Origin of the sequence: Pseudomonas sp. W15Feb9B, from assembly GCF_000828175.1 — a bacterium.
Classification (GTDB): domain Bacteria; phylum Pseudomonadota; class Gammaproteobacteria; order Pseudomonadales; family Pseudomonadaceae; genus Aquipseudomonas; species Aquipseudomonas parakoreensis.
The window spans coordinates 73,094-98,293 of sequence record NZ_JTKF01000031.1 but is presented as its reverse complement, the minus strand read 5'-3'; the positions used below and the strand labels follow the sequence as shown (position 1 = coordinate 98,293).

Sequence of the window (25,200 nt, the reverse complement as noted above, 5' to 3'; positions counted from 1 at the left end):
GAGGTTGCTGAGGTTGCTGAGATGGGGAGGGTGTCTCGTCAATGCTCTGGGCGAGCGCCTGGCTACTCTGCGTGGTCGCAAGTTTTTCGAGCGGCACATCGTTACGGGCATAGAGCAAGCCCACTCGTTGTGCTTCGTAGTGCAGCGTCGGGGTCATGTAGGCCAGATCGTTTTCAACGGTGCCAAACTGTCCCTCAATCGTTTCCGCTTGCAGAACAGTGTGCTGACTGCTTTGCAGATAGTCGCCGGCGGTGACGAGTTTCAGGGTGGCGTCACCCAAATGCGCGGTTCCTTTTACGACCACCGTCTGACTGTTGCCGGAGGCATCCACGGCATAGGCCAGCACGGCAGAACGGGCCAGGCGCAGATCTCCCGCGACCTTGGGTGCGCCGTAGACATCGTCGACGGTCATGCGTCCGTACACATTCAAATGATTTACCGCACCATTCCCGGCTATATGGGCGTTTTCATGAACATCCACCGTGCCGTCAATCAGGCCCTGGTTGGTCAGGTCTCCGCCAGACGCGACAGTGGCGCCGCCATTGATCGCTCCTTTGTTGATCAGAATACCCTCGGTCACAGCCGTACCCAGAATTTGCCCATCGTTAACCAGCATTGCCTTCGGATGAACCAGTACGCCGATGTTGAAATCACCCGGTCCGCTACGGGTCCAGCTCCCGCGCCTGACCTCCAGCCCGCTGAAGTTACGGGTTTCACCCAGCACGCCTTTCTTGTTCGCGTCGAGTTGCAGCAGATTGTCGCCCCCGCCACCGTCGACCAGACCGGCGAAACTGCCGCGAGATTGCACGATGACAAGATCGTTGCGCCCATCGAGCGCCAGCGCTACACCCTCCTGCGCCGGATACGCTTTGCTGACCTTCAGTTGGACGGTGTCCGGATGATTGGCGAAAGCGTTGATCGCTGATTTGAACGTTTCAGAGGGGGCGGGAGAGATGCCTTGAGTGTCGGGCGGTGTGTCCTGAGCCATGGACAGATCAGCACATCCCATCGCCAGAGTAATGGCCAGTGTCAGGTGTTTGGGTCGAAAGTGGAATTGAACGGGCATCGAGTTCAGCCTCTCTTGGAAGGAGGCCAAACTCTAAGTTGGAGCCTGCAGGCACCGATGTCAGCCGGATCGCCCGGTGCTGCGGGCTACGTCTGTTTGATCTTCGGAAAAGGGCGGCTCGACAAAGACTGGCGGATTGCGTCGTGCCGTCGCGTTGTCGTTTCCTACAAATTGAATTGCCATTAGCCGCTTGTAATGATCAGAAACTCATCTGCGACTGCCCGATCAACCCGTAGTTGCGACTGTTGGTGCCAATCTCGCCGCTGCAGGGCATGGATGGAGGGCCTTTTGTTATTAGCGGGCCGTTCGTATAGCGAGGGGTTCTTACAGAATGAAGTCGGAGGATGACCTGCATTATTTTGCGTTCAGATGATCTTAAGCTCAGTCTTATCTGCATTTTGTTGCATATTGCAATGCCCCATCATCTGTCGAAATGCACTATATTGCATCTACGGGCAATAAATCTCCTGTTTAAATGCAATTAAATGCAGGTGTTGAGACATGTACAACCTGACATTACAGATATTCAGTGCCGGAAAATGGCACGACGTCATGATTCTAAGTTTCGACAATCCTGAAATGGGGTTCGAAAGTCGCTGCAGTTTCGGCTACGAGACGCCATACCTTGTCGAAAATATTGAAGCCATAGGCTCTCCGTTTTCCAAGGCCGTCAGTGCGTTGTATCCATTGGATTGGGAAGGGCGACGCTCCAGTACGCCCGCATTTGTCTATGACATTGCCCCCGCAGGAGCGGCAAAAAAATTTCTGCTTGCGCGTCTGGGGCAGGAGAAACCGGCGCATATCGGTGCCGATCTGTATCTGCTCGGCCAGAGCACTCCAGCCCCCATTGGCAATATGCGCATAAAAGAGTCGGCCGAGGCTGTCGATGAGCGTGAACCCATCGGATTCAGGCGTGAGGATGTTATTCACCGCGACAGTCGCTTTCTGGAATACGCCTATGAGCAAGGCGCGGCAGTTGGTGGTGCTACAGGGGCAGGCGGTGAGGCACCGAAGCTACTATTGGCTGAAAACAAGACCGGCCTTTTGTACCCCGATGCGGTATTGGGCGATGAAGAGGTCAGGCAGCATTGGTTTATAAAATTTGCCAGAAACAAAGGAAGTCTGGTCGATCAAGATATCCTGCGCAGCGAGTTCCATTACTACAAGGCGCTTCAGAAACTCGGCATTGAAACGATCGCGGTAGAAGGTTTGGCATTAGAAGAAGCGAGTAAGCCGAGCTTGTGGATGCAGCGCTTTGATCGAGAAGTAACGAACGGTGAAGTCAATCGTTTTGCTGTCGAGTCAATCTATTCACTGGCTGAAGTAACGGCGCCGGGAAGTGCAATGAATCATCTGGATGTCATCCGCATGCTCGCCGGGCTCTGGCGAAAAGCAGGACAGGCCAGTCAGATCCCCGAACTTGTGACGGATTACTTACGTCGGGACCTGATCAACAAGATCCTCGGTAACTCGGATAACCATGGTCGTAACATCGCGATAATTCGCCAGGAAAGTTCGTTTCGTCTGGCGCCGATCTATGACTTGGCCCCGATGGTCATGGATGACGAGGGTGTGACCCGGACAACCAAATGGCCAAAAGATCTGGAGAGGGCGGGAGAGGTCGATTGGCGGGGAGTGTGCCGCGCATTGGCTGATATCACCGATCCCAAAGACCCTTTGGCAGGCTTGACCGACGCATCAGATCCTTTCGAACGCTTGCGTGAAGATGCCCAGCGTCTGGCGGCGCTCCCCGACATATTGACGGCGAGCGGTTTGCCCGACAGAACGATGAACCACCCGGGAATCCATCTGAAAAATCTGGAGCAACGTTTGAAAGAGTGGGATCTGAAATGAGCATGACGGTAGCCGAGCGCACGGTGCTCATCGAAAACATTCAAGAGGCGCTGGCCCAAGGGACACTGGAGATCGGTGAAGCGGTTCGCCGTCTACGCGTGGAAGTGACCGGTCTGCATCAAACCCAGTTTGCCAGGATGTGCAAAATATCGGTTCGCACGCTGGTGCATATCGAGCATGGCGAGGGCAATCAGACATTGAAATCGTTGAATGCAGTGTTTCGTCCGTTTGGACTGAAAATGGGCGTGGTGCGGATCCGACGAGAGATCAATTAAAACCCGACGCTGGCGCAAGGTGCTGATTAACCTAGCTGCGCCGCACATAAGCCTTGCCATAATGCCGTTCCATGCGCGCCTGAATCAGCTCCAGACCGATCGACATCAGCCAGTAAATGATCGCCGCCGTGGTCAGCATCTCGATGTAGCGGTAGCTCGAGCGTCCGTAGGACTGCGCCAGAAACATCACTTCCCAGACGCCCATCACCGAGATCAGTGACGAGTCCTTGAGCATCGAGATGAACTGGTTGGTGGTCGGCGGGATGATCGTGCGCATCGCCTGGGGCAGGGTGATGCGCCAGAAGATCACGCTCTCGCGCATGCCCAGCGCCAGCGAAGCTTCACGCTGGCCATAGGGCACGCCGAGGATGCCGGCGCGGAAAATCTCGCTGAGGTACGCGCCGTAGTTGAGTGACAGGGCAATGATCCCGGCCAGCACTGCACCGGGCACCACGCCCAGTTGCGGCAGGCCGAGGTAGATCAGCAGGATCTGGATCAGCAGCGGCGTGCCGCGAAAGAACGAGGTGTAGAAACTGGCGATCCCGAATGCCACGGCGCTTTTCGACAGGCGCGCCAGAGCGGTGACGAAGCCCAGCAAAGACGAAGCGACGATGGCGCAGGCGCAGAGAAACAGGGTCAGTGCCGCGCCCTGCAGAAAGCCGTTGGGCGCCAGGTGCACGCCGAGCAGATTCGGCAGCTTGTCGAGGATGATCGAGAGCTTCAGATCGAAGCTCAGGAAAAACCCGGCGAACAGGCTGAACATCGCCGCCCAGGTCAGGTACAGGCGCGTGCGGAAACCGAACAGCCGTTGCAGACGCGATTCAGCCACCGGTTGCGGTGGCTGTGGAGGTGTCGGGAAGGCAGTCATTGGCTGATATCGGCGCCGATCCATTTCTGCGACAGCTTGCTCAGCGTGCCGTCCTGCTTGAGTTGCGCAAACACCTCGCGCACCTTGGCGTCCCACTCGGCATCACCCTTCTCGATGGCCACCGAGTTCGGCTCCGAGTACAGCGGCGCGCCGGCCAGTTTGAAACGCTGATCCTGATTCAGGCGCGGCTGCGCGGTCACCAGATTGGTGAGGATGGCGTCCAGGCGCACACCGGCGCCCAGGCCCAGATCCTGGAAGGCGACGTTGTCGGTATCGTACGGAGCGATCTGCACATCCTCGAACGGGTACTCCAGATGCGTGTCTTCGGCGCCTTCAATGACCAGATTCTTGTTCAGATAACTTTCGTAGCTGCTGGCGCTGGTCAGGCCGACCTTTTTGCCGCTCAGGTCCTTGGCGCCGTGGATGCGATCGTCCTTGGCGTTGACCACGATCACGGCGGGCGAGGCGTAGTACTCGACCGGGAAATCGAACACTTCGGCGCGCGCCTTGCTTGGGGTCATGGAGCAGATGCAGATGTCATAGCGCCCGCTCCAGCGACCGGCAGCGATCACGTCCCAGGATGGCGTTTCCAGGCGCAGCTTGACCCCCAGTTTTTCCGCGACGGCTTTGGCGACGTCGACGTCGAAGCCGTCGAGTTGATTCTGCTCATTGAGAAACGAGAAGGGCGGGTAGCTTTCCATCAGCACGCCGACCAGCTCTTTTTTCTGTTCGACGCGATCGAGTGTGGCGCCGCCGAAGGCTTGAGTGGACGCGGCCAGAATCGTCAGGCCCAAGGCCAGTAGCGGTTGAAGTTTCACAGTCGACACCTGAAAAAAGGGGTTGTTATTAACCGAATGGTGCGTATTAAATAGTTATAAGAACTACTCTGGTAGTGAGTAATTTTCATAAGCATATGAGCGAAAAGCATATGGGCACAGCAAGCACGGTAATTCTCGATGGCGGCATGGGCCGTGAGTTGCAACGCGCCGGGGCGCCGTTTCGGCAGCCCGAGTGGTCGGCGCTGGCCCTGATCGAAGCGCCGCAAGCGGTCGAAGCGGTGCACGCCGCCTACATCGCCAGCGGTGCCAATGTGATCACCAGCAACAGTTATGCGGTCGTGCCGTTTCATATCGGCGAGGCGCGGTTTGCCGCTGAAGGCCAGGCTCTGGCGGCGTTGGCCGGAGAGCTGGCACAGCGTGCGGTGCAGGCGTCGGGCAAAGCGGTGCGAGTGGCCGGTTCGTTACCGCCGCTGTTCGGTTCCTATCGCCCGGACCTGTTCGAAGCGACGCGGGTGAACGAATTGCTGGCGCCACTGGTGAACGGCCTGGCGCCGCATGTCGATCTGTGGCTGGCGGAAACCCAGAGCTCGATCATCGAGGCGCGTTCCATTCGTGCCGGTCTGCCGCAGGACGGCAAACCGTTCTGGCTGTCGTTTACTTTGAAGGATGAAGACACCGACGAAGTACCGCGTCTGCGTTCCGGTGAGCCGGTGGCTGAGGCAGCGGCCGTGGCGGCGGAGCTGGGCGTCGAGACGCTGCTGTTCAACTGCAGCCAGCCGGAAGTGATCGGCGCGGCGATTGACGCAGCGCGCGCCACCTTCGAACGCCTGGGCGTGCAGATTCACATCGGCGCGTATGCCAATGCATTTCCACCGCAACCGAAAGAGGCAACGGCCAATGACGGTCTCGACCCGTTGCGCGATGACCTGGATCCGCCGGGTTATTTGCACTGGGCGATTGACTGGCAGCAGCGGGGCGCCAGCCATTTGGGCGGTTGCTGCGGGATCGGGCCGGAACACATTGCGGTGCTGGCGCAGGAACTGGGGTAAACAACAGATCAAAAGATCGCAGCCTTCGGCAGCTCCTGCAGGTGATTGATGTTCACCCTGTAGGAGCTGCCGATTTTGCTTTGACGATTTAACTACGGCACTCGACCAAGCCTTTCACCTGCCCGGTCGGCGTCTGGTTGGCATCGCTCAACCACTGCTCGAACCCTGCCGCAATCGCCGGCCACTCTGAATCCAGAATTGAATACCACGCGGTATCGCGGTTCTGGCCCTTGACCACCATGTGCTGGCGGAACACGCCTTCGAAGCTGAAGCCCAAGCGTTCGGCGGCGTATTTGGAGCGGGCGTTGCCGTTGTTGCACTTCCACTCCAGGCGCCGGTAGCCCAGCGCGAAGGCATATTTGGCGAGCAGGTACACCGCTTCAGTGCTTTTCGGCGAGCGCTGCATCGACGCGCCGAAGGTCACGTGGCCGATCTCGATGCGGCCTTGCGCCGGGACAATCGACATCAGACTCAAAATGCCCTGCACCTGACCCGAGGCGCGGTCGATGATGCTGAAGAAATACGGATCGCTGCTGGCCGCATGGTTGTTCAGCCAGTCATTGAACGCGTTGCGCTGCGGAAACGGCCCGTAGGGCAAATAATCCCACAGCTTCGGGTCGGCGCCGGGGCCCTCAAGGGCGTTGAACAGCTCGTCGCCGTGGCGCGCCGGGTCAAGTCTTTCCAGGCGGATAAAGCGGCCTTCGAGCAGTTTGCTGGTGGGCGCCGGGACGCCTTTCCAGTCGGCGAGTGAAGTGGTCATGTACGCGGCTCCTTAAATGGCTTTGCGAAACTGGATGAACCCCGGGCGCTCGGCGATGCGCTCGTAGAGCTGGATCGCGGTGGCATTGGTTTCGTGGGTCAGCCAATGCACCTTGCAGCAACCGTCGGCCTTGGCGGTGGCGTAGACGTGTTCGATCAGCCGGCGTCCGACGCCAGTGCCACGGGTCTCCGGCGTCACCAGCAGGTCCTGCAGGTAACAGGAGTTTTCGATGCTCCAATTGGAACGGTGATAGATGAAATGCACCATGCCCACTGCTTTACCGTCGGCCCAGGCGAGGGCGGCATGGGTCGGCTCGCTCGGGTCGAGGAAACGCTGCCAGGTGCTGTGGCTGACGGCGTCCGGCAACTCGCTGTTGTAGAAGCGCAGGTAGGCCTGCCACAACGGCAGCCAGGCGGTGTGATCACCGGCAGTCACCGGGCGGATCTGGATCTGACTCATGCTGATTTCCTTAACGCATCAAGTGGGCGAGGGTCTGGTCATTGATGTCGGGGCTGGCAGCCAGGCCTTCGCGCACGCCGGCAATGTCTTCGGCGCTGCGGTTCTGGCTGAGCTTGCGCTTGCCTTCGAGGCGGTCGATGGGTATGGCGAAACCGACGATGGCCTTGAGCATGCCGTCGATGTAGTCGGCCGGCGCGTCGTCGACCTTCCACGGCTGCGCGCGCCCGGCTTCATGGCGATCGGTCAGTGTGCTGACGATGTCGAGCAGGCGCCCGCCGTCGCTGAAGGTTTCGGCGTGGCCGTAGGCGTGCACGGCGACGTAGTTCCAGGTCGGCACGACTTTGCCGTGCTCGGCCTTGCTCGGGTAAAACCCGGGGCTGACGTAGGCGTCGGGGCCGGCAAATATCAGCATCGCTTCAGCGCCGTCGCGCAGGTCTTTCCATTGCGGATTGGCTTTTGCCAGGTGCCCGTACAGCGTGCCGTTCGGACCCTGTTCGCGGTGCAGCAGCACCGGCACATGGCTGGCTTGCAGACCGTTTTCACCGTGACTCACAAGAATGGCAAGGCGAGTGGCGAGGATCAGTTCGTGCAATTGCGACAGGTCGTCGATGGCGAAGGCGCGGGGCGTGTACATGGAGAGATTTTCCTTGGCGAATGCCTGCATCCTAGGCAGGCTATTGGTCTGTTGTAAGAGCCATTGATGACCAATTTCATAGGTCCATTGCCATGCCCGAACCGACCACACTGTCTATGCCGTTCAATCCGGCAGGAATCGAACTCGACCGCCGCCAAGGCTTGAGCCGCCAGCTCTATCAGGCATTACGATTGCGCGTATTGGACGGGCGGCTGTGCAGCGGCACGCGGCTACCGGCCAGTCGTGATCTGGCGGCGGCGCTGGCCATTTCGCGTAACAGTGTGGTGCGCGCCTACGATCAACTGTATGCCGAAGGCTTCATCGAAGGTCGGGTCGGTGATGGCACTTACGTTGCGCATTTGCCTCACGCAGCGTTGCCAGCGAAAAAGTTGTCCACAAAAGTATCCACAGGGTTTTCAACAGGCTTACCCACAGCCTTATCCACAAAATGCCCGGATTTACCTGTGGATCCATCCAGCAACGTTATCCACAACGATCCGCTGACCCGGGTCAGAAATAACCATTTGGCCCGGCCGCCCAGTGGTCCGCCCCGGGCTTTTCGGGTCGGTGTACCGGCGTTTGATCTGTTCCCGTTCGACGTCTGGGCCAAGCTGAATGCGGCTTTCTGGCGAAAACCGGATTTGCAGCAGCTGTGTTATGGCGATCCGGCCGGTGATGCACGGTTGCGCGGGATGATCGCTGCCTATCTGCGCAGTTCTCGGGGCATGCAATGCACAGCTGAACAAATTGTGATCACCAGCGGTGCGCAGCAGGGAATAAGCCTTTGTGCACAGTTGCTGGTAGAGCCGGGTGACGGCGTCGCGATTGAAAATCCGGGGTATCGAGCAGCGGGTCACGCCTTCGCCGTGGCCGGTGCGAATCTGCACGGTGTGGCTGTGGATAACGAGGGCATCGACTGTGCCGAACTGACGAGGTTGAACGACTGTCGCCTGACTTATGTAACGCCTTCCCATCAATATCCCACCGGGGTGGTGATGAGTCTTGCCCGACGCCTTGAACTGCTTGCCTGGGCCGAGCGCACAGGAGGCTGGATCGTCGAGGACGACTACGATGGCGAGTACCGCTACAGCGGCGCGCCGCTGGCCCCTTTGGCGGCGCTGGATCGGCAGGGACGGGTGCTGTATGTCGGCACGTTCGGCAAGGTGGCGTTTCCGGCATTGCGCCTGGGGTATCTGGTGCTGCCTCCGGGGTTAGTGGAGGCGTTCGCTCAACGGCGTGCGGTGGATGTAAGGCATTCCGAAGTCAGCACCCAGGCGGTCATGGCCGAATTCATGGCGAGCGGACACTTCCAGCGGCACATCCGCCGTATGCGGCGAGCGGCGCTGAGCCGGCGCGACACGCTGCTCAAGGGGTGGCCGGCGCACATCCCGGGAGTCGGCCCGTTGCCCGTCGTGGCCGCAGGCCTGCATATGACCGTGCCAGTGGACAGCGTGGCGCGTGAGCGGGAGTTGATCGAATTGGCCCGTGACGTCGGGGTCGAGATCAATGGCTTGAGCAGCTATTGGTTGCCAGACTCCGGCGCTGAGCTGGAGCAGCGCGCCGGTCTGGTGATGGGGTTTGCTGCGGTGCCTGAACCGGCGATCGACGCCGCGCTGGACAGGTTGCGCAGGGCCTGGCAGGTGGATTGAAAGGGGCGGGCTCCAGACCGCCCCGTCGCCTGAGTCAGGGCTGGGGTTCAAGTTTGAAAAACAGCGCCGGGTCGCTGATTCGTCGCAGCACATAGTCAATCGGTGCCAATGTGCCGAGTGCCTCGCGGCGTTCGGCAGTGAATTGCTGCAAATGCGCATCAGCGATTTTCAGGTGCGCCGCTGTGAAGCTTTCCAGTGGAGCCTCCAGCGAGTCGTAGTGAAAATGCGCCAACCACAATGGTTGATGCTTGTTGGTTACATCCAGAATCCGGTATTCCTGAAAGTAATCGCGACGTTTTTTGGTCCTGATCCTTCCCTGAACATTGCGTTCGATTTGCACTTGATGATTGTCCAGCATCCATTGCAGATAAGCCTGACGAGGCTGGCGCTGCTTGAGCATGCTGGCGCGGAGGTTGATGCCTTCGATCCGTAATCGCTGGGCATCGGCGGTGAGATACGCCCCGATATTGCCCACCGGCGGCGTTGCGCCGCCAGTTGCGCGAATGCGGGCGAGGGCCTGGGCAGCATCGGCCGCCGCTCGCTCCAGAAGCGCTGCTCGTTGATCGAACAGATCCTGCATGTCCGCCGGAATCCGGTTGGGCCGTAACGCGTCCTTGCGTGTCTGTTGCGTGAAAGTCTGCACGTCATCAACCAGTTTCAGGCTATTGGCGACAATATCGATGTCTGCCAACGGCGGTTGCCGATTCGGACGCGGCCTCGGCGGCAGTACGCTCTCCAGAGGTTGTTCGGTTGTGGTTGAAGCGTTGATGGATTGCGGTTCACGAGGACGGCTCTTGGTCACTTTTATGGCTGGGCGGGAGGGCCCCGCAACGGCCGGTCTGGGGGGGGCGCTGACAACGTTCTCGGGCAGCAGCGCGTTCAATTGATCCTGAGCCAGTTGCCGGAACTCGTTGATCAGGCCACGTATTCGTTCAAGCTGGGTCGGTTCCAGTTTGTCCGGCATTTCACCAGGAAGGTCTGTGAGGCGCTGATCGGTGTCGGCATAAACATCGATCAGCTTGCTCAGACGTTCGATGTGCAGCGCGATTGCATCTGTCGCGGTCGGCGTTTTGAGCAATTGTGCATGCTGATGGGTGGCGGTAGCTGCCTCGATGATCAGCAATCCCACCACGTCACGCTCCGGCGCGGCCGCTGCGCTGGCCGAGTTACGCATGCACAGCTCGTGGGACATGCCGATTTCGTTGGACTTCAGATCCCACTCGGTGAATGACGGCAGCAACGCGCGCAAGCGTTGTGCAGCGGTGATACCGGCACTTCCCAGGGTTTCGAGAGCGGCCAGTGAGGTCTGGGACAATCGCAGGCGCGTCACCATGTCCTGACTCAATGCCAATGTCTGTCTGACATTTTCGATATGAGTTTGCAGCGCGGTGTCCGATTCGATCTCGTTGTTCTCGACCAGCTTGTGGGCAAGGCTGGCATAGGCGTTGCGTTTGAGGGAAAGCCACAGGGCGAGGTTTTTCTGCAGCAGCGTGGTCAGGCGCAGCACATCATGCAAATAGCCTTCGCTGCCGCCTTTCTGGCGCCATTGCTCGAGGTTTTTCAGGGCGGCGTCATAATCGCCAATCAGCGTTTCAACCTGTGCGAGATAGCGCTCGGTGGCTTGCTCGTGCGCAGGGCCGCTGGCCGCGAGCATTTCATCCAGCGCCCGTTGCAACGCGGCATCGGCCGCGGGTTCCTGGCGTTTGAAGTCATTCAGCGCGGTTTCCAGCTGTTTTCGCTGTTGCTCCTTCTCCCTGCGTTGGGCCCTGAGCCGGTTTTGCAGACTCTGCCCACCGGCTCCCCCGCGCAGGCGCAGACGCGTATCGACCACCCACTGGCCTTGAGCAAATTGCGCCAGAAGCGGCCCGGTTTTCCGCGGATTGCCGGCAAATACGATCTGCAGTTGTTGATCATCGTTTTCGATCACCGTGTACCAGTGTTCGCCGACCTGTGCGTACAGCTGATCATTGAGCCTGTACAGGCTGGCACGACCGCGCCGCAGGGTCTGCACATTCGGATCAGTCAGGTCCGGAGCCGGGACTGCGGCATCTTGCAGATACGCGATCAAGGCCGCAGGGCTCCTGCGAGGTATGGAGCCGCTGGCTTCCAGTGAATTGTAATGAGCGGGAGGCAGTTCATCGGTCAGTGGCGTGGGAATCAGGGTCACGACAGGTTTGGCGGGCGCTACGGCCGGTTTCTGCGGCAAGTCGGCTACGTTGTTGTCGATGTCTGACCATGGGCGTGGGCCGGCCTTGCGGCGTACGGCAGCGTGATGGGCCAGGAGAATGCCCAAGGTCAGCAACATGTCGCCCACCGAACTCCATTCGTTGAGCCTGTCGCCGCGTTGATGCGCCTCCAGCGCATGTTCGATTTCAGTGAGGCTTTGCCAGATCCAGATGGCCGCGCCAGCCGGGCCGCTGAGAAAGTTCGCAGCAACATTGAACACGGCCCAGCCGCTGTCTCGCAGCAAGGCCCAGCGGCGTTCAGCATTGGATTGCGATTGCCGGTCAGCCAGTTGTGCCATCGCTTGGGCATGGGACTGGAACAATTTGGCGAATACATCGCCGCTCAGTTCCTGCGACCCGAGCTCGACCGGCCCGGCCCAGTTCACGGAGGTCCAGGGTTCCAGCAGCAACTCAGCGCCGAGCCATGGGGTGGGCAAGCCGATCGGGAAGGTGAATTGAGCGTATTTGAAGCTGATGGCTGCATCGGGCAACCACGCCAGCACCGAATCCCTCAGCTCTCCCGGTTGGTGCAAGGCGTACAGCAGGTTTTGCGCAGAAGGGAACTGCATCAGCGATTGTTCGAACAGTGGCCGGTACAGCACGCAGGGGCCGGCCTCGGGCTGACGGGGGCCGATGATGAACATGTTGTCCACCGTATCACCGATGCTTTCTCCGGAGCGGATGAAGGTCAGAGGGCGTATCACCACCGGTTGCGGATGAGCGGGTGTCGGTTTGAGCCATTCGCACACATAGCGATAGCCCTGCTCATTGAAACCGGCGATGCGACGGATTTTGTTCTCCAGTGCAACGAGCGGCAGCACAGCCTGGAGTTGTCTGATATAGAACTGTGCTTGTAATGCAGCTTGCGGCCGATCATTGATCAGTTTTTCCTTGATCAACTGTGGATAGGTCGTGCCGATGTTGACCTGGCTCGCCATGTTTGTCAGATAGGTCGCGTTCAACCAGCGGGGAACGGCTTGCGGCGGATTGAAGCGCAGGCTTGCCTGGTAGGGGGCGGCGTTCTGCAGTGCAAACTCACCCAGGGTTTCCGTATGAGTATCGTTGGGGTTGGGCAGCGTCAGGCCCCCCGACTCGAAGCTGTTGGTGATGGTGATTTCAAGGGTTTCCAGCGGCAGCCCGGCCGCAGATTTTTTATCGGCCAGAATGGCTTCGCGCATACACCTGCCAGCGAAGGTCGTGATGGACGCAATCCGGAACAGGTTCTTGTCTGCCAGTTTGTATAGCTTGCCCAGCGCACTGACCGATCGGCTGTAGCGCTCCATGTCCGCCGCCGAGGCGCCGATCAGCCAGTCGGGAATGGCGTCGTCCAGTCCGGTATCGCGGGGATGGTCGGCACGAGTGAAGTCCGGGGCGTACGGCGTGTGATCGGCGGCGAGTTCTGCGCTGGTGATCGAGGCGATGGCATCGAGTTGACTGGCAATCAACGCCCAGGCCATGTGATCGAAGAAATTGCCTGCAGGCTCGAACAACTGCCACTTCAGGTTGCGTCCGGCCAATTGTTCGGGCAGGCGATCAGATAAAGACGCTCCGAGCGATTCCAGAGTGTCGAACGACTCATAACCCTTCTCTACCGAGTACATCATCACCAGGTCGCGCTGCCGATAACGCCCCGTGAGCACGGCCGCGCCGCCGACGATCAGATGCCGGGTCTCGCCCTTGTCATCGACCGTATCGACGTCGATCAGGCAGGCCTTGATCGACGAAACCTCGGGAGCCCGAGTCGGCCTCTGCTGCTTGTCCGGGAACTGCGAGACGGCTCTGGCCACGTGGCATTGGCTTTCATCCCAGCCACTGTCGGTCTGCACATCAAGGGCTTTGCGCAGGGCATCGGACAACTCCTGCCAACGCGTTGACTTGGGTCCGGCGCTGTTCCAGTAATCCAGCTGACGTTCGCCAAAGGCGGTGAAAAGCAGGGGCGCGTAGTCGTTGAGCAAGGTGGCGATGGCTTCGATGCCGATGTCCAGGTGCAGCACGGGTGTGGCTTGCGGATCGGTTGTCAGGAAGTGTTCGCCTTCCAGGTAATTGGCGCTGGTGGCGGTGAAGAACTGCCGGACTACAGCTTGGGTCAGAGACTCGAACCGGATGGGCATTGCCGTCAGCGTACCGTCGTCCCATTGCCATTGAGGGGTGCCGATGAGCGTATGGTCGGGGTCGATATCGCGTTCGGGAAACCTCTCTTTCAGCGCTTTACGCAGCATTTGAGCCGCCACTTCGTCGACGGTGGGGCCTTGGCTCGTCTGCCGCACGACGAGGTTTTTCTTCAGCAGGACGGGGGGACGGAGGTTGTCGACAGAGTCGGTCATTGTCAGTTTCCTTTTTGACATTTCAGGCATGCGAAAAGAACAGGGCACGAGCCAGTTGCGGGCTGATCTCGCTGCGATAAATCGCGATGAGCTGCGGGTTTGCAGTGTCGGCGCGGACGTCGAAAGCCCCGGCCAGCAAGCGCTGCTCCCGGGTCTTCAAATGAGCTGCGGTAAAGGCGTTGATGGCCGCGTCGAGCCGTGGGTAATGAAAGTGTGCGTACCAGAGAGTCGCTGCCCCGCGACGCTCGCGAATCTCGTATTCCTGAAGAAAATCCTTGCGCGGCCCCTTGAGCCGGCGCCGATCACCGTTGCGCACGATGTCGATTTCACCTTTGCTCAGGAGCCATTCCACCCGCGCCGCCGTCGGCGGTTGCCGCTTGATCATGTCGACGCGAACCCGGTAACCCTCGGCGTACAGTCGCTCCTTTGCTTTCTCAAGCGCCGCCTGCAATCGGGTGGCGGTCTGGCTCTGGCCGTCAATCGTGCTGAGAGGGGTCATGGCTTGCGCCAGGGCACTGGCGCTTTGTCCGAGGTGTTCGGCTTGTTGTCGAAACAGCTCCTCGGTTTCCACCGGGATACGGCCGGGTTTCTTCGATTGGGCTTCGGTTCGCCGAATGAAATCCTCCAGGCCATCAAGCAGTGCCTGGCCCTGCACCAGCTGTACTGCCAGCGCCGGTGCAGGCGCGACCGGACGGCGCCGCGGGGCCGGGATGCGTTCCAGCCAGACCCCGGGTGTCTTTTCGTGAAAGGTGGCGATGACCTTGCCGGTCACGGGTGCGCGAACCTCCAGCAAAACGGGTTCACCGGGAGCCGAAGGGCGCATTTCGCCGACCACGGTGCCTTTGAAGCGCGTCTTGATGACCCGTTTGCGCGAGGTTCGCGGCGGTTGTGAAGGTACGGAACGTGACTCCGTCGTCGGCAGTTCACGCAGCAATTGCGCCAGATGATCTTCAGTGTCTTTGTGGAATTCGCTGACCCGTTTGCGCACTTGCTCGAAGGACGGCTGGATCAGCACTTCCTTGTGGCTGAGGGACATGTCTTCGAAGGCTTGAGTAATGCCCGTGAACTGCTCCAGCACGCCATCAAGCGCTTCGGCGCGCTGGATAATCCCCTCGGCGCTGTCTTCCTGAATCAGTTCCTGTGAGGTCTGGATCGCCAGGTTGGTGGTGTCGAGCAGGCGGGTGAAGTCGCCTCGCGCCTCATTCAGAGCAACGCTGTCGCCTGCTTCGAAGCAGACCTCACGCGCCAGTGAAACTTGCAGCGCCTTGAGGTCATTCACGCTGAAAGCGGGTAATTGCCTGCGGTACTTGTTGGTGATCTCGGCAGCGTTTCTGCCTAGCCTGCTCAGCGCCTGGAACCGCGAGTGGGCAAACTCGATCTTGCCGATTACGCCTTCAGCGAGATCAATCATCTGTCGATAGATCGTCCGGTCGCCCACGCCCGCGGCAGTCTCTTGCGCCTCCAGCAGTGCCAGGGTTTCACGCAGTGTCCGGCTGAAGGTGGCATTGTTCTCATCGAGCCAGCTCTGGTTGAAGTACAGCTGGGTATCCAGCATCGAAGTCATGGCGGAGCGGTAGTTGGGCAAGCTTTCAAGCAGGCTGAGCGCCTTGAGCTGTTCGATGGGGGCTTCGTACTGGCTGCTGCGCTGCTCGAGCAGGTCTAAAAATTGTTGCTGCAATGCCGGTCGAGCCTCGGTGCTGGCAGCTTTCATCTGGTTGTAAGCGGCGATCAGTTCGGTTTTGGCGTTGGCGCGTTCCTCATCAAACGCGGCCAACTGCTGCTTGAGCTCGGCGATCCGTTGAGCGTTTTGCTGTTTGATCGCTTTGCGCCGGGCAGACAAGCCGCCGCCTCGCAGACGCAGGCGGGTGTCGACGAACCATTGCCCACGGGAATTGCCGATCAACGGCGGCCCTTGGCGTGGCGGTTGTTGGCGAGCGTCGATGATCGAGACCTCGCCGTTTTCCTCCACGGCCACCTCGAACCAGCGCTCCCCGACCTGGGTGTAGTAGCGGTTGTCGTGGCTGTAGAGATGTCGGTACGCACCGCTATCGGCAGCGGGCGGAGTCAGAGGCTCGGGTCTGCTGATTTGGAAACGGTCCAGCGTTTCCCTAAGGCTCAGGGCCGGGCCGGTCAGTAGGGATACAGGGTGCCGGGCAGTAGCGGAATCGCCTGCCCTGTCGGGCAGTTGCACGATAGAGGCCGGTGGCGGTTCGACGGCTTGCCGAATCTCGGTCGTGATGGCACCGACAGGCTTTTCTTCGATCTGGCGGGCCGTGGTATGACGCGTCGCACCGCGGTGCGCGAGGACCATGGCCAATGTCAGCAACAGGTCGGTCATCACGGCTTTCTGCTGGTCACGGTCGCCTGTTTCTGTGGCGTCCAGGCCTTGTTGCAGGTCCTCCAGAATCTGCCAGATCCACGCGGCGGTACCGGCCGTACTGCCCAGAAAGGGCAGCGCCGCATTGAGGATCGCCCACGCCGCCTGTTTGAAAGTCGCCCAGCGGTTTTGCGCGTTGGACACCGATTGCCGCTGTGCCAGATCCACCAGTGCCAAGGCGTTGCTCTTGAACACAGCAGCCAGGTAATCGTTGGCAATGACTTGCGTGCCAAGGGACAGCGTGCCGCCCATTTGCAGAGGGGTCAGCGGGTCTGCCAACAGCTGCGAGAGCGACCAGACCGAGGGCAGGCTGCCGGTGAATACGTAGTCGGAGTAATGGCTGCGTACCCTGTCCGGTAACCAGGCAAGCACCGATTGGCGCAGGGTGGCCGAATGCTTGATGGCATAAATCAGGTTGGCCGGTGTCGGGTACTGGCGCAAGGACTGGTCAAGTAACGGCTGGTAAAGCAGGCAGGGGCCCTTGTCCATCTGCCGAGGACCGATGACAAACATGTTGGCCACTTCGTCCGCAGAGGCAAGCAGCCGCCAACCGGGATTGAATGCCAGTGGGCGAATGACAATTTCCTGGCCGTCGACCCGGCGATTGGCATCGAGCACCTGCACCACGGCCGCGACATAGCGATAGCCGAGCTCATTGATCCCGCCCTGGCCGCGAATCTTTTGTTGCAAGGCCAACAGCGGTAGCTCAACCCGCATATGGCCGGTGAACAGATTCTGCCGGCGCAGGCTTTCCAGCGGATCGTCAAGCAATTTGCCTTTGATCAGGGCCGGGTAGGCCTTGCCGATGTCGACACTGACGATCAAGGCCTCCAGGTACGCCGCGTTCATCCAGGACGGCAGCGTCGAAGCACTTTTGCTGCGCACGGTCTTGTCACCCAGGGGGACGGCGATCAGGTTTTGCAGCGCCAGATCGACCAGGCTCAAGGTGCTACGTTGTGGTACCGTCGGTGGCACAAAAGTGCCCCAGACCACGACACTGTCGACCACGATTTCGATGTCTGCCAGATCCAGATCTGCAGCCTCGGGATGTTGCTTGAGCATGGCCTCGCGAAGTTTCTCCAGGGTGTACTCGCGGATCGGCTTGATCCCGTCCTGAAACGACTGGTTGGCGTTCTGTGTGCGAAGGGTCGCCAAGTCCATCAGATGACGACTGTAGGCCGTGAGATCGACGGAGGACGCGTTGAGCATCCAGTCCGGCAACCCTTGCTCGACCCGGTTGAAGCGCGAGGGTGCCTGCCTGTCCGTCGGGTCGTGTCCATCTGCCGCCCGACTGATGTGGGGGGCCAGATCGCGGTTGCGGATGTCGGTATCGGTCGCCAGTGCACCGATCGCATCGGCTTGCAGGGCAATCAGGTTACAGGCCAGGTGGTCGAAGTAATTGCCTTCGGGTTCGATCAGGCGCCACTGCCAGGCATTGCCGGCGTCATTTTCTGCCGTGTAGCTCAGCAGGGACTCGCCCAGAGCCTGCATTGACTCGTAGCTCTGAAAACCACCGGTTACGGTGTAAGTGAGGATCAGCGTGCGAGTGCCCAGCGTTCCGGTCAGCACCGCCATGTCGAGGGTGTTCAGGTGTCTTGCAGCACCGTCGTCGACCTGGTCGAGGTCGATCAGGCAGGCCCGCGATTGATAGCGGTCGTTGGTCAGGCGAGCGCCCTTTTCCGGATAAGTGAACAAGTGGCGGGCCATGGCAACCTGATCGGCATCCCATGATGGCCCGGGTTCAATGTTCCAGCGCTCGCGCAGTGAGTGGGACAACTGCTTCCAGCGTGGCGTCGAGGGGCGCGTGAGCTGGTTCCAGTAATTGAGCTGTTGCTCCTGAAACGCAATGAACAGCAAGGGCGCAAGTTCGTTGAGCAAGCGCCCGATAGCCTCGATGTTGACCGGCAATTGCACCGGTACCGGCGCCAGAGGTTCCAGGGTGAGGTAATGCTCGCCATCGAAATACAGCACGGGCGTGGATGCCACCCCATGACGGACCAGGGCGCCCGTCAGTGATTCGTAGCGTCTTGCGCCGGGGATGACCTGCGTTGCAGCAAAGGCCCAGGTCGGTGTCACCACCATGGCCAGACGCGGATCAATGGTCAGTTGCGGGTAGAGGGTTTTCAGGGCCGGCAACAGCGCCTGGGTGGCGACTTCCCTGATCGAGGGCCCCGTCACCAGTTGGGTGAGCAGGTCATTCTGCTCATTCGGGAGGGCGGCGGGTGGGGCGGAATCTTCGCTCATGGTCACTTCCTGTGAGGTGGGCGCGGGTACCGTTGGGCGTTCGGTGCGCGTTCGGGCTCAAGGTAATGACCGTCGGGGCCGGCATGGCGGTATATAGATATCGCGGACAAAAAAAGGCCTGCATCAACGCAGGCCAATAAAAAAACCGAAGTGAAGGTCAGGTGCCGGACTTGATCTTGGTCCAGGCCCGTGTGCGCGCCCGTTCGGCATCACGCGGCAGCGGTTGCAGGGTGTAGAGCGTGCTCATCGCCGCATCGGTCGGGTACAGGTTGGGGTTGTTGCGGATCGCCGGATCGACCAGTCCGGTAGCGTCCTTGTTCGGGTTCGGGTAGCCGACGAAATCGCTGACCGGGGCGATCACCGCCGGTTGCAGCAAGTAGTTGATGAAGGTGTAGGCGTCTTGCGGATTCTTCGCGCCCTTGGGAATGGCGAGCATGTCGAACCAGATCGGTGCGCCTTCCTTGGGCAGGCGCATGTCGACCACGACACCGTTCTTCGCCTCTTTGGCGCGGTTGGCCGCTTGCGAGAAGCTGCCGGAATAACCCACCGCGACGCAGATGTCACCGTTGGCAATATCAGCCATGTATTTGGACGAGTGGAAGTAAGTGACGTACGGGCGGATCTTCATCAGCAACGCCTCGGCCTTGGCATAGTCCGCCGGCTTCTTGCTGTTGGGGTCCAGGCCCAGGTGTTGCAGGGCCAGCGGCAGGATCTCCGACGGCGAGTCGAGCAGGGCGACGCCGCACTGCTTGAGCTTGCTGATGTTCTCTTCCTTGAAAATCAGGTCCCAGCTGTCCACTGGCGCGCTGTCACCCAGTGCGGCCTTGACCTTGGCCGGGTTGAAACCGATCAGGATGGTGCCGTACATGTACGGCACAGCGAACTGGTTGCCCGGGTCGTTGGCCTCGATCAGCTTCATCAGTTTCGGATCGAGGTGATTCCAGTTCGGCAGCTTGCTGCGGTCCAGCGGCTGGAACACCCTGGCTTCGATCTGCTTGGCGAGGAACACATTGGACGGCACCACCACGTCATAGCCGGAGTTGCCGGTCAGCAGCTTGGCTTCCAGCGCTTCGTTGGTGTCGAAGATGTCGTAGACCAGTTTGGTCTGGCTGTTCTGCGCCTTGAAGTCTTCCAGCGCCTTGGGCGTGATGTAGTCGAACCAGTTGTAGACGCGCAAGGTGCGTTCTTCGGCGTGGGCGCCGACGCTGAGCAGCGCCGCGCACAGGGCTGGTGCAATGCAGTGCTTGAGTCGGTTCATTGTTCGAACCCTTCGAGCACGTTCACTGCGTTGATGCCGATTTCCTCCACCGCGTAACCACCCTCCATGACGAACAGCGTCGGCTTGCCGAGGGCGGCGATGCGTTTGCCCATGGCCAGGTAATCCGGGCTGTCGAGCTTGAACTGCGAGATCGGATCGTCCTTGAAGGTGTCGACGCCCAGCGACACGACGATGATGTCGGCACCGTAGCTGTCGATCTCGTTGCAGGCCTGTTCCAGCGCCGCGCTCCACACCTTCCAGCCGGAGCCGGCCGGCAGCGGATAGTTGAAGTTGAAGCCTTCACCGGCGCCTTCGCCGCGTTCATCTTCGTAGCCGAGAAAGAACGGAAACTCCGCTTCCGGGTGGCCGTGGATCGAGGTGAACAGCACGTCGCTGCGCTCGTAGAAAATCGACTGCGTGCCGTTGCCGTGGTGATAGTCGACGTCGAGGATCGCAACTTTCTGGTGGCCTGCATCGAGGAATGCCTGAGCAGCGATAGCGGCGTTGTTGAGGTAGCAATAACCGCCCATCAAGTCGCTGGCGGCGTGGTGTCCCGGTGGCCGGCACAGGGCGAAGGCGCTGCGGGCGCCGCGCTGGATTTCGGCCTGCGCAGTCAGCGCCACTTGCGCTGCACTGTAGGCTGCTTGCCAGGTGCCGGCGGTGATCGGCGCGCCGCCGTCGAAGCTGTAGTAGCCGAGCTGGCCGTGCAGGCTGGTCGGTTTGATCTGCCGCAGAGTGCGTGCGGGCCAGGTGTAGGGCAGCAAGTCGCCGTCGGTGTTGAATTCGGTCCAGCGTGCCCACGCACCTTTGAAGAAGTCGAGGTAGTCGCGGCTGTGGATGCGCGCGATCGGTTCGAGACCGAAATCCTTTGGCGCTTCCACCGAACCGAGGTTTTGGTTCTTGACCCGTTGCAGCACGTGGTCGGCGCGCGACGGCATTTCGAAACACGGCTTGAGCTGGCCGTCGATGAGTTCGCAGCGACCGTGGTGCAGGTGGTGATCGTCCGAGTAGATCGTCAGCATTTGTTGTTCTCCGCAGGGGGCTGATTCGGTTGCCCCCAGTGTTGCGGTGCGCGGCGAATCGGAGAACGGCAGGAAAGGCCAAAAGGGGATCGATATGGCCAAAAACGCTGACCGAAATTCGCCCCTTGTTGGCGCAGGTTTGCACCTGTCATGGGCAGGCAATACAAAATCTGTGGGAGCTGGCTTGCCAGCGATAGCGTCGTGTCAGGCGAGATCTTTGGCGGCTGTACTGACGTCATCGCTGGCAAGCCAGCTCCCACACAGGAATCATCAGTGCGGTCTGAACTGACTCGGCGCCACCCCGCTCCAGCGCACGAACGCATGGCGGAAACTCGCGGTTTCGCTGAAACCCAGGGTCTCGGCGATGCGGTAGATCGGCAACTGATCCTCAAAGAGCATCTGTTTGGCGCGCTCGAAACGCAGTTCGTCGAGCAGCTCTTGATAACTGCTGCCCATGTCCTTGAGGTGGCGGCGCAAGGTGCGCGGCGAGCATTTCATCTGCTGGGCCAGTCCCTCCAGCCCCGGTGCTGCATTGAGCTGGGCACTGAGCAACTGGCGAATCCGCCCCAGCCACGCCTGACGTCCGGTGAACTCGATGTTTTGTTTGCGGCAGCGGTCGGCCATGGCCTGGTGGGTGATGCTGTCGGCCAATGGCAACGGTTGATCGAGCCAGCGCCGGTCGAAGGCAAAGGCGTTGTCCTTGGCGGCGAAGTGCAGCGGGCTGGCGAAGTGCTCGGCATAACTGTCGCGATAATCCGGCGCGGCATGTTCAAAACGCGTCGCCAGCAGTGGCAGCGGATGCCCGAGCAGGTCGTCGCAGATGACCTTCAGCGACACCAGGCAGAATTCCGCGTTGAACACTGCCATCTCCGGGCTCTCGCGGTAATCGGCAGCGACGAACCAGACGCGCTCGCCATCGTCTTCCAGGCTCAGTTCGAAAAGTGTTCCCAACAGCGCCGGATAGCGAATCGCCAGGCGCAAAGCGTCACCGAAGGTGGCACAGGTCAGCAGCGCGTAACCGAGGATGCCGTAGCAGGAAACATGCATCCGCCGTCCCAGTTCCAGGCCAATGTCATGCTTGAGCGCAACGGCGTTGGCGCAGACCTGCATCTCCTGATTGGTGGTGATGCGCGTGTCGGCGCGGTTCAGATCCGCCGCACTGATGCCGCTGCCGGCCAGTAGCGCGTCGCTCGACAGGCCTTCATCTTTGAAGGTGTTGAGGATAAGAGAGACGGCGTTGAGGGTAGTGAGGTGGGAGTGCAGCATGTGATCTTCCAGCCTGGGGATGGCTGGAACGCAGCAAGTTGTATGCCGCACACAGATCCAATTGTGGGAGCGAGCTTGCTCGCGAAAGCGTCGTGTCAGTCGATATCAGCCTGTTTGACACACCGCATTTGCGAGCAAGCCCGCTCCCACAGGGGAAATGTGTGTCAGATCAGTTCGCCACACAGGTCGAGTTCGATCAGCCGGCGCACTTCGGTCGATTCCAGACCTGCACCCAACAACGCCTGCAACTTGCCGAACGCCGCCTCGCGGGTCATGCCGCCGCCGGATAGCACGCCCACGCCGCGCAAACGGCTGCCGGCTTCATACACATCCAGCTCGACGCCGCCTTCATGGCACTGCGTGACCGCAACCACCACCACACCGTTGTCCCGTGCGCGGCCGAGGCTGGCAAGGAACTCGGGATTGTCGCTCGGTCCGGTGCCGCTGCCGTAGCACTCCAGCACCAGACCTTTGATACCGCTGGCCAGCAGGCCATCAACCACCTCGGCGCCGATGCCGGGGAACAGTGGCAGCACAGCAACCTTGGCCAGTTGTTTCGGCTGGTTGTAGTTCAGTGCGGCTGGAATCGACGGCGCTTTCACCCCGCCGCCCTGACGCTCCAGGCGCTTGAACGGATGCCGACCGAAGCTGCGCACTTTCGCGCAACGGGTCGGCGCCAGCAGCTCGCCATGGAAATACAGGTGCACGCCCGGCGCCAGACCCTGACCCAGAGCAACCATCGCGCCACCGAGGTTTTCCCAGGCATCGCTGTCGGTGACGCCGGCCGGCAGCATCGAGCCGGTGAAACACACCCGGGCATGCAGGCCGAGCAACTGGAAACTCATCGCCGCAGCGCTGTAGGCCAGGGTGTCGGTGCCATGCAGGATCAGTACGCTGTCGCAGCCTTGCACGTCCACCGCATCGACCACCGCTTCGCGCAGTTGCTGCCAGTAGGCCGGGGTCATGTTGGCGCTGTCGATCAGCGGCGACATTTCCCGGAAGCGCCACTGCGGCACCACCAGTTCGGGCTGGCTGTGCAGGTAGTCGCGCATGCGGGCTTCGAAACCGGACGCCGGGGCCAGGCCGTTGGCGCTGGCCTGCATGCCAATGGTGCCACCGGTGTAGAGCACCATGACGTGTTGGGCGGCGGGATAAGTCGAAGGGTTCATAGGATTCTCCGAAACGATGAGTTCCTGTGGGAGCGGGCTTGCTCGCGAATGCGGTGGGTCAGATACCAGAATGTCGACTGATCCGCCGCTTTCGCGAGCAGGCTCGCTCCCACAGTTTTACGAACTGTAACTGACGGGCGCAGGGGATGCGCCCGTCATTCACCTGTCAGCGTTGCGCTGCAGGGATGCCTTGCGGCTCGACTGCGGTCTTGCCGACGGCTGGCGCCTCGGTCGGCCAGGCCTTCAAGTCCAAATCCAGATCGGCAAATTTGCTGGAATCGAACACCGGCTGCTTGATGCCGGCGCGGCGCTGCTCGTCGTAGTCGCGCATGACACGCATGCCGACCTTGAACAGCATGGCCAGGGCCATCAGGTTGACGAAGGCCAGGCACGTCATGGTGATGTCAGCGAAGGCGAATACGGTCGAGAGGTCTTGCATCGAACCCCATACCACCAGCGCCAGGACCAGACCGCGGAAAACCATCAGCAACGCGCGGTTGCGGCTGAGGAACTGCAGGCTGTTTTCGCCCAGGTAGTAGTTGTAGAGGATGCAGGTGAAGACGAACAGCGACAGCGCGACGCTGACGAAGATGCGTCCCCAGTCACCGACCACGGCGGCCAGCGAGTTCTGGGTGAGAACGATGCCGTCACCTTCGAAGCCCGGGGTGTAGAAGCCCGACAGCAGGATCAGCAGCGCGGTGCAGGTGCAGATCACGAAGGTGTCGAGGAACACGCTGAAGGCCTGAACCACGCCCTGAGCGCCCGGGTGTTTCACCGAGGCCACGGCGGCGACGTTCGGCGCACTGCCCAGGCCCGCTTCGTTGGCGAACACGCCACGCTTCACGCCCATGACGATGGCGCTGCCGAGCAGGCCACCGAAGGCCGGGTCGAGACCGAAGGCGCTCTTGAAGATGGTTTCCAGCATCGCTGGCACGTGTTCGATCTGGGTGCCGATCACGTACAGGGTCACGCCGATATAGGCCAGAGTCTTGACCGGTACCAGCAGGTCGGACACGGCAGCGATGCGCTTGATGCCGCCGATGAAGGTGATGGCCAGCAGCACTGCCAGGACGATCCCGGTGTGGCTTGGGTCGAAGGCAAAGGCGTTTTGCAGCGAGTGGGTCACGGTGTAGGACTGCAGGCCGATGAAGGCGAAGCCGTAGGTGACCAGCAGCAGGACCGAGAACACCACCGCCATGCCTTTGAGTTTCAGGCCGTGCTGGATGTAGTAAGCCGGGCCGCCACGGTACAGACCGTCACCGTCGGCGCGCTTGTAGACCTGCGCCAGGGTGCATTCGAAGAAGCTGCTGGACATGCCGACCAGTGCGGTCACCCACATCCAGAACACCGCACCCGGACCACCGAGGGTCACGGCGATGCCGACACCGGCGATGTTGCCTGCACCGACGCGGCCAGCAAGGCTGAGCATCAGGGCCTGGAACGAGCTGAGTTGCCCGCCGCTGCTTTTGAGGCTGTCGCGGAATACCGCGAACATGTGGAAGAAGTGGCGCAATTGAACGAAACGCGAGCGAATCGTGAAGTAGCTACCGAGCCCGACAATGAGCACGATCAGTACTTTCCCTGAGAGGAAGTCGTTGATGACTTCGAGCATGGATTTTTCCTCGCTGTTTTTTGTGTAAGCAAATGCTGGATGTTCAGAAACATCGCGTTACACCGGTTTGCGCGCGGCACGACAGGTGAGGCGAAGGTTTCGTCCCGGATCCATTTCGCGGGTTTGTTATTAGTTCGGGTTTCGCATGGGTTATGGCCTCGTTACCGACGACCGCTCACGCGAAGAGGGGCGGCACTATACCGATCAGTGCGGCGCCCGTCTGCACGCTCGTGGTGCAAGCGACGAAACGAGGGTGCTGCAAGATCAAAAGATCGCAGCCTTCGGCAGCTCCTACAGGTACACGTCGTTC

Annotated in this window: 16 protein-coding genes and 1 pseudogene; 4 read left to right on the top strand and 13 right to left on the bottom strand. The window is 60.4% G+C overall.

The genetic code is table 11. The features are described 5' to 3' along the window. Positions 1–1,066, bottom strand: a pseudogene (locus OC71_RS17190) (autotransporter domain-containing protein); the annotation flags it as partial. Between the two features lie 501 nt (positions 1,067–1,567). Between OC71_RS17190 and OC71_RS17185 the strand changes: the two are divergent. After that, on the top strand, positions 1,568–2,920 hold the full coding sequence (locus tag OC71_RS17185) for a HipA domain-containing protein (RefSeq protein WP_041071679.1): 1,353 nt from the start codon (positions 1,568–1,570) through the stop codon (positions 2,918–2,920). Further along, positions 2,917–3,195, top strand: coding sequence for a helix-turn-helix domain-containing protein (locus OC71_RS17180; RefSeq protein ID WP_027610348.1), 279 nt, complete (start codon positions 2,917–2,919; stop codon positions 3,193–3,195). The genes OC71_RS17185 and OC71_RS17180 overlap by 4 nt, the downstream gene beginning before the upstream one ends. 31 nt (positions 3,196–3,226) lie before the next feature. Here the strand turns inward: OC71_RS17180 and OC71_RS17175 are convergent, their stop codons facing one another. After that, positions 3,227–4,063 carry an amino acid ABC transporter permease gene (locus OC71_RS17175; RefSeq protein WP_041071675.1) on the bottom strand — a complete coding sequence of 279 codons (837 nt, stop codon included), beginning with the start codon at positions 4,061–4,063 and terminating at the stop codon, positions 3,227–3,229. Further along, the gene (locus OC71_RS17170) at positions 4,060–4,881 is read right to left on the bottom strand and encodes an ABC transporter substrate-binding protein (protein WP_041071673.1); all 822 of its coding nucleotides are present in this window, start codon (positions 4,879–4,881) and stop codon (positions 4,060–4,062) included. Before OC71_RS17170 ends, OC71_RS17175 begins: the two co-directional genes overlap by 4 nt. A gap of 110 nt (positions 4,882–4,991) precedes the next feature. On the opposite strand from OC71_RS17170, the gene OC71_RS17165 reads away from it, so the two are divergent. Continuing rightward, positions 4,992–5,891, top strand: a complete 900-nt coding sequence (locus OC71_RS17165; RefSeq protein WP_041071671.1) for a homocysteine S-methyltransferase family protein — start codon at positions 4,992–4,994, stop codon at positions 5,889–5,891. Positions 5,892–5,979: 88 nt separating this feature from the next. Here OC71_RS17165 and OC71_RS17160 read toward each other — a convergent pair whose 3' ends face one another. The 3 genes from OC71_RS17160 to OC71_RS17150 are packed head-to-tail and all read right to left on the bottom strand — an operon-like array spanning position 5,980 to position 7,744. Continuing rightward, a complete protein-coding gene (locus tag OC71_RS17160) occupies positions 5,980–6,651 on the bottom strand; it encodes a GNAT family N-acetyltransferase (protein ID WP_041071669.1) in 672 nt (223 codons plus the stop codon). A 12-nt stretch (positions 6,652–6,663) separates the two neighbouring features. After that, positions 6,664–7,110 (bottom strand): GNAT family N-acetyltransferase, encoded by a 447-nt coding sequence (locus OC71_RS17155; RefSeq protein ID WP_041071667.1) that lies wholly within the window; start codon positions 7,108–7,110, stop codon positions 6,664–6,666. A gap of 10 nt (positions 7,111–7,120) precedes the next feature. Further along, positions 7,121–7,744, bottom strand: coding sequence for an FMN-binding negative transcriptional regulator (locus tag OC71_RS17150; protein ID WP_041071665.1), 624 nt, complete (start codon positions 7,742–7,744; stop codon positions 7,121–7,123). Between the two features lie 92 nt (positions 7,745–7,836). On the opposite strand from OC71_RS17150, the gene OC71_RS17145 reads away from it, so the two are divergent. Next, the gene (locus OC71_RS17145; RefSeq protein ID WP_041071663.1) at positions 7,837–9,393 is read left to right on the top strand and encodes a PLP-dependent aminotransferase family protein; all 1,557 of its coding nucleotides are present in this window, start codon (positions 7,837–7,839) and stop codon (positions 9,391–9,393) included. Positions 9,394–9,427: 34 nt separating this feature from the next. On the opposite strand, the gene OC71_RS17140 is transcribed toward OC71_RS17145, so the two are convergent. The 7 genes from OC71_RS17140 to OC71_RS17110 all read right to left on the bottom strand — a co-directional run bounded on the left by OC71_RS17140 (position 9,428) and on the right by OC71_RS17110 (position 24,890). After that, positions 9,428–13,942 carry a hypothetical protein gene (locus OC71_RS17140; RefSeq protein ID WP_041071661.1) on the bottom strand — a complete coding sequence of 1,505 codons (4,515 nt, stop codon included), beginning with the start codon at positions 13,940–13,942 and terminating at the stop codon, positions 9,428–9,430. A gap of 22 nt (positions 13,943–13,964) precedes the next feature. Beyond that, positions 13,965–18,563 carry a dermonecrotic toxin domain-containing protein gene (locus tag OC71_RS17135; protein ID WP_041071660.1) on the bottom strand — a complete coding sequence of 1,533 codons (4,599 nt, stop codon included), beginning with the start codon at positions 18,561–18,563 and terminating at the stop codon, positions 13,965–13,967. A 157-nt stretch (positions 18,564–18,720) separates the two neighbouring features. Continuing rightward, entirely contained in the window at positions 18,721–19,821 is a 1,101-nt protein-coding gene (locus tag OC71_RS17130) for a polyamine ABC transporter substrate-binding protein (RefSeq protein ID WP_041071658.1), read from the bottom strand. Beyond that, positions 19,818–20,843, bottom strand: coding sequence for a histone deacetylase family protein (locus OC71_RS17125; protein WP_041071656.1), 1,026 nt, complete (start codon positions 20,841–20,843; stop codon positions 19,818–19,820). Before OC71_RS17125 ends, OC71_RS17130 begins: the two co-directional genes overlap by 4 nt. 270 nt (positions 20,844–21,113) lie before the next feature. Continuing rightward, positions 21,114–22,109: an AraC family transcriptional regulator gene (locus OC71_RS17120; RefSeq protein WP_041071654.1), complete on the bottom strand. Its 996-nt coding sequence runs from the start codon at positions 22,107–22,109 to the stop codon at positions 21,114–21,116. Positions 22,110–22,273: 164 nt separating this feature from the next. Continuing rightward, positions 22,274–23,278, bottom strand: a complete 1,005-nt coding sequence (locus tag OC71_RS17115; protein ID WP_041071652.1) for an asparaginase — start codon at positions 23,276–23,278, stop codon at positions 22,274–22,276. A gap of 166 nt (positions 23,279–23,444) precedes the next feature. Continuing rightward, positions 23,445–24,890, bottom strand: a complete 1,446-nt coding sequence (locus OC71_RS17110) for a sodium:alanine symporter family protein (protein ID WP_041071650.1) — start codon at positions 24,888–24,890, stop codon at positions 23,445–23,447. Positions 24,891–25,200 lie beyond the last annotated feature (310 nt).

What these genes read in the sequence shown, in the direction of transcription:
- OC71_RS17145 (WP_041071663.1), top strand. Translation starts at nt 7,837, where the DNA reads ATGCCCGAACCGACCACACTGTCTATGCCGTTCAATCCGGCAGGAATC.
- OC71_RS17110 (WP_041071650.1), bottom strand. Translation starts at nt 24,890, where the DNA reads ATGCTCGAAGTCATCAACGACTTCCTCTCAGGGAAAGTACTGATCGTG.
- OC71_RS17140 (WP_041071661.1), bottom strand. Translation starts at nt 13,942, where the DNA reads ATGACCGACTCTGTCGACAACCTCCGTCCCCCCGTCCTGCTGAAGAAA.
- OC71_RS17185 (WP_041071679.1), top strand. Translation starts at nt 1,568, where the DNA reads ATGTACAACCTGACATTACAGATATTCAGTGCCGGAAAATGGCACGAC.
- OC71_RS17150 (WP_041071665.1), bottom strand. Translation starts at nt 7,744, where the DNA reads ATGTACACGCCCCGCGCCTTCGCCATCGACGACCTGTCGCAATTGCAC.
- OC71_RS17155 (WP_041071667.1), bottom strand. Translation starts at nt 7,110, where the DNA reads ATGAGTCAGATCCAGATCCGCCCGGTGACTGCCGGTGATCACACCGCC.
- OC71_RS17175 (WP_041071675.1), bottom strand. Translation starts at nt 4,063, where the DNA reads ATGACTGCCTTCCCGACACCTCCACAGCCACCGCAACCGGTGGCTGAA.
- OC71_RS17160 (WP_041071669.1), bottom strand. Translation starts at nt 6,651, where the DNA reads ATGACCACTTCACTCGCCGACTGGAAAGGCGTCCCGGCGCCCACCAGC.
- OC71_RS17180 (WP_027610348.1), top strand. Translation starts at nt 2,917, where the DNA reads ATGAGCATGACGGTAGCCGAGCGCACGGTGCTCATCGAAAACATTCAA.
- OC71_RS17135 (WP_041071660.1), bottom strand. Translation starts at nt 18,563, where the DNA reads ATGAGCGAAGATTCCGCCCCACCCGCCGCCCTCCCGAATGAGCAGAAT.
- OC71_RS17120 (WP_041071654.1), bottom strand. Translation starts at nt 22,109, where the DNA reads ATGCTGCACTCCCACCTCACTACCCTCAACGCCGTCTCTCTTATCCTC.
- OC71_RS17165 (WP_041071671.1), top strand. Translation starts at nt 4,992, where the DNA reads ATGGGCACAGCAAGCACGGTAATTCTCGATGGCGGCATGGGCCGTGAG.
- OC71_RS17130 (WP_041071658.1), bottom strand. Translation starts at nt 19,821, where the DNA reads ATGAACCGACTCAAGCACTGCATTGCACCAGCCCTGTGCGCGGCGCTG.
- OC71_RS17125 (WP_041071656.1), bottom strand. Translation starts at nt 20,843, where the DNA reads ATGCTGACGATCTACTCGGACGATCACCACCTGCACCACGGTCGCTGC.
- OC71_RS17115 (WP_041071652.1), bottom strand. Translation starts at nt 23,278, where the DNA reads ATGAACCCTTCGACTTATCCCGCCGCCCAACACGTCATGGTGCTCTAC.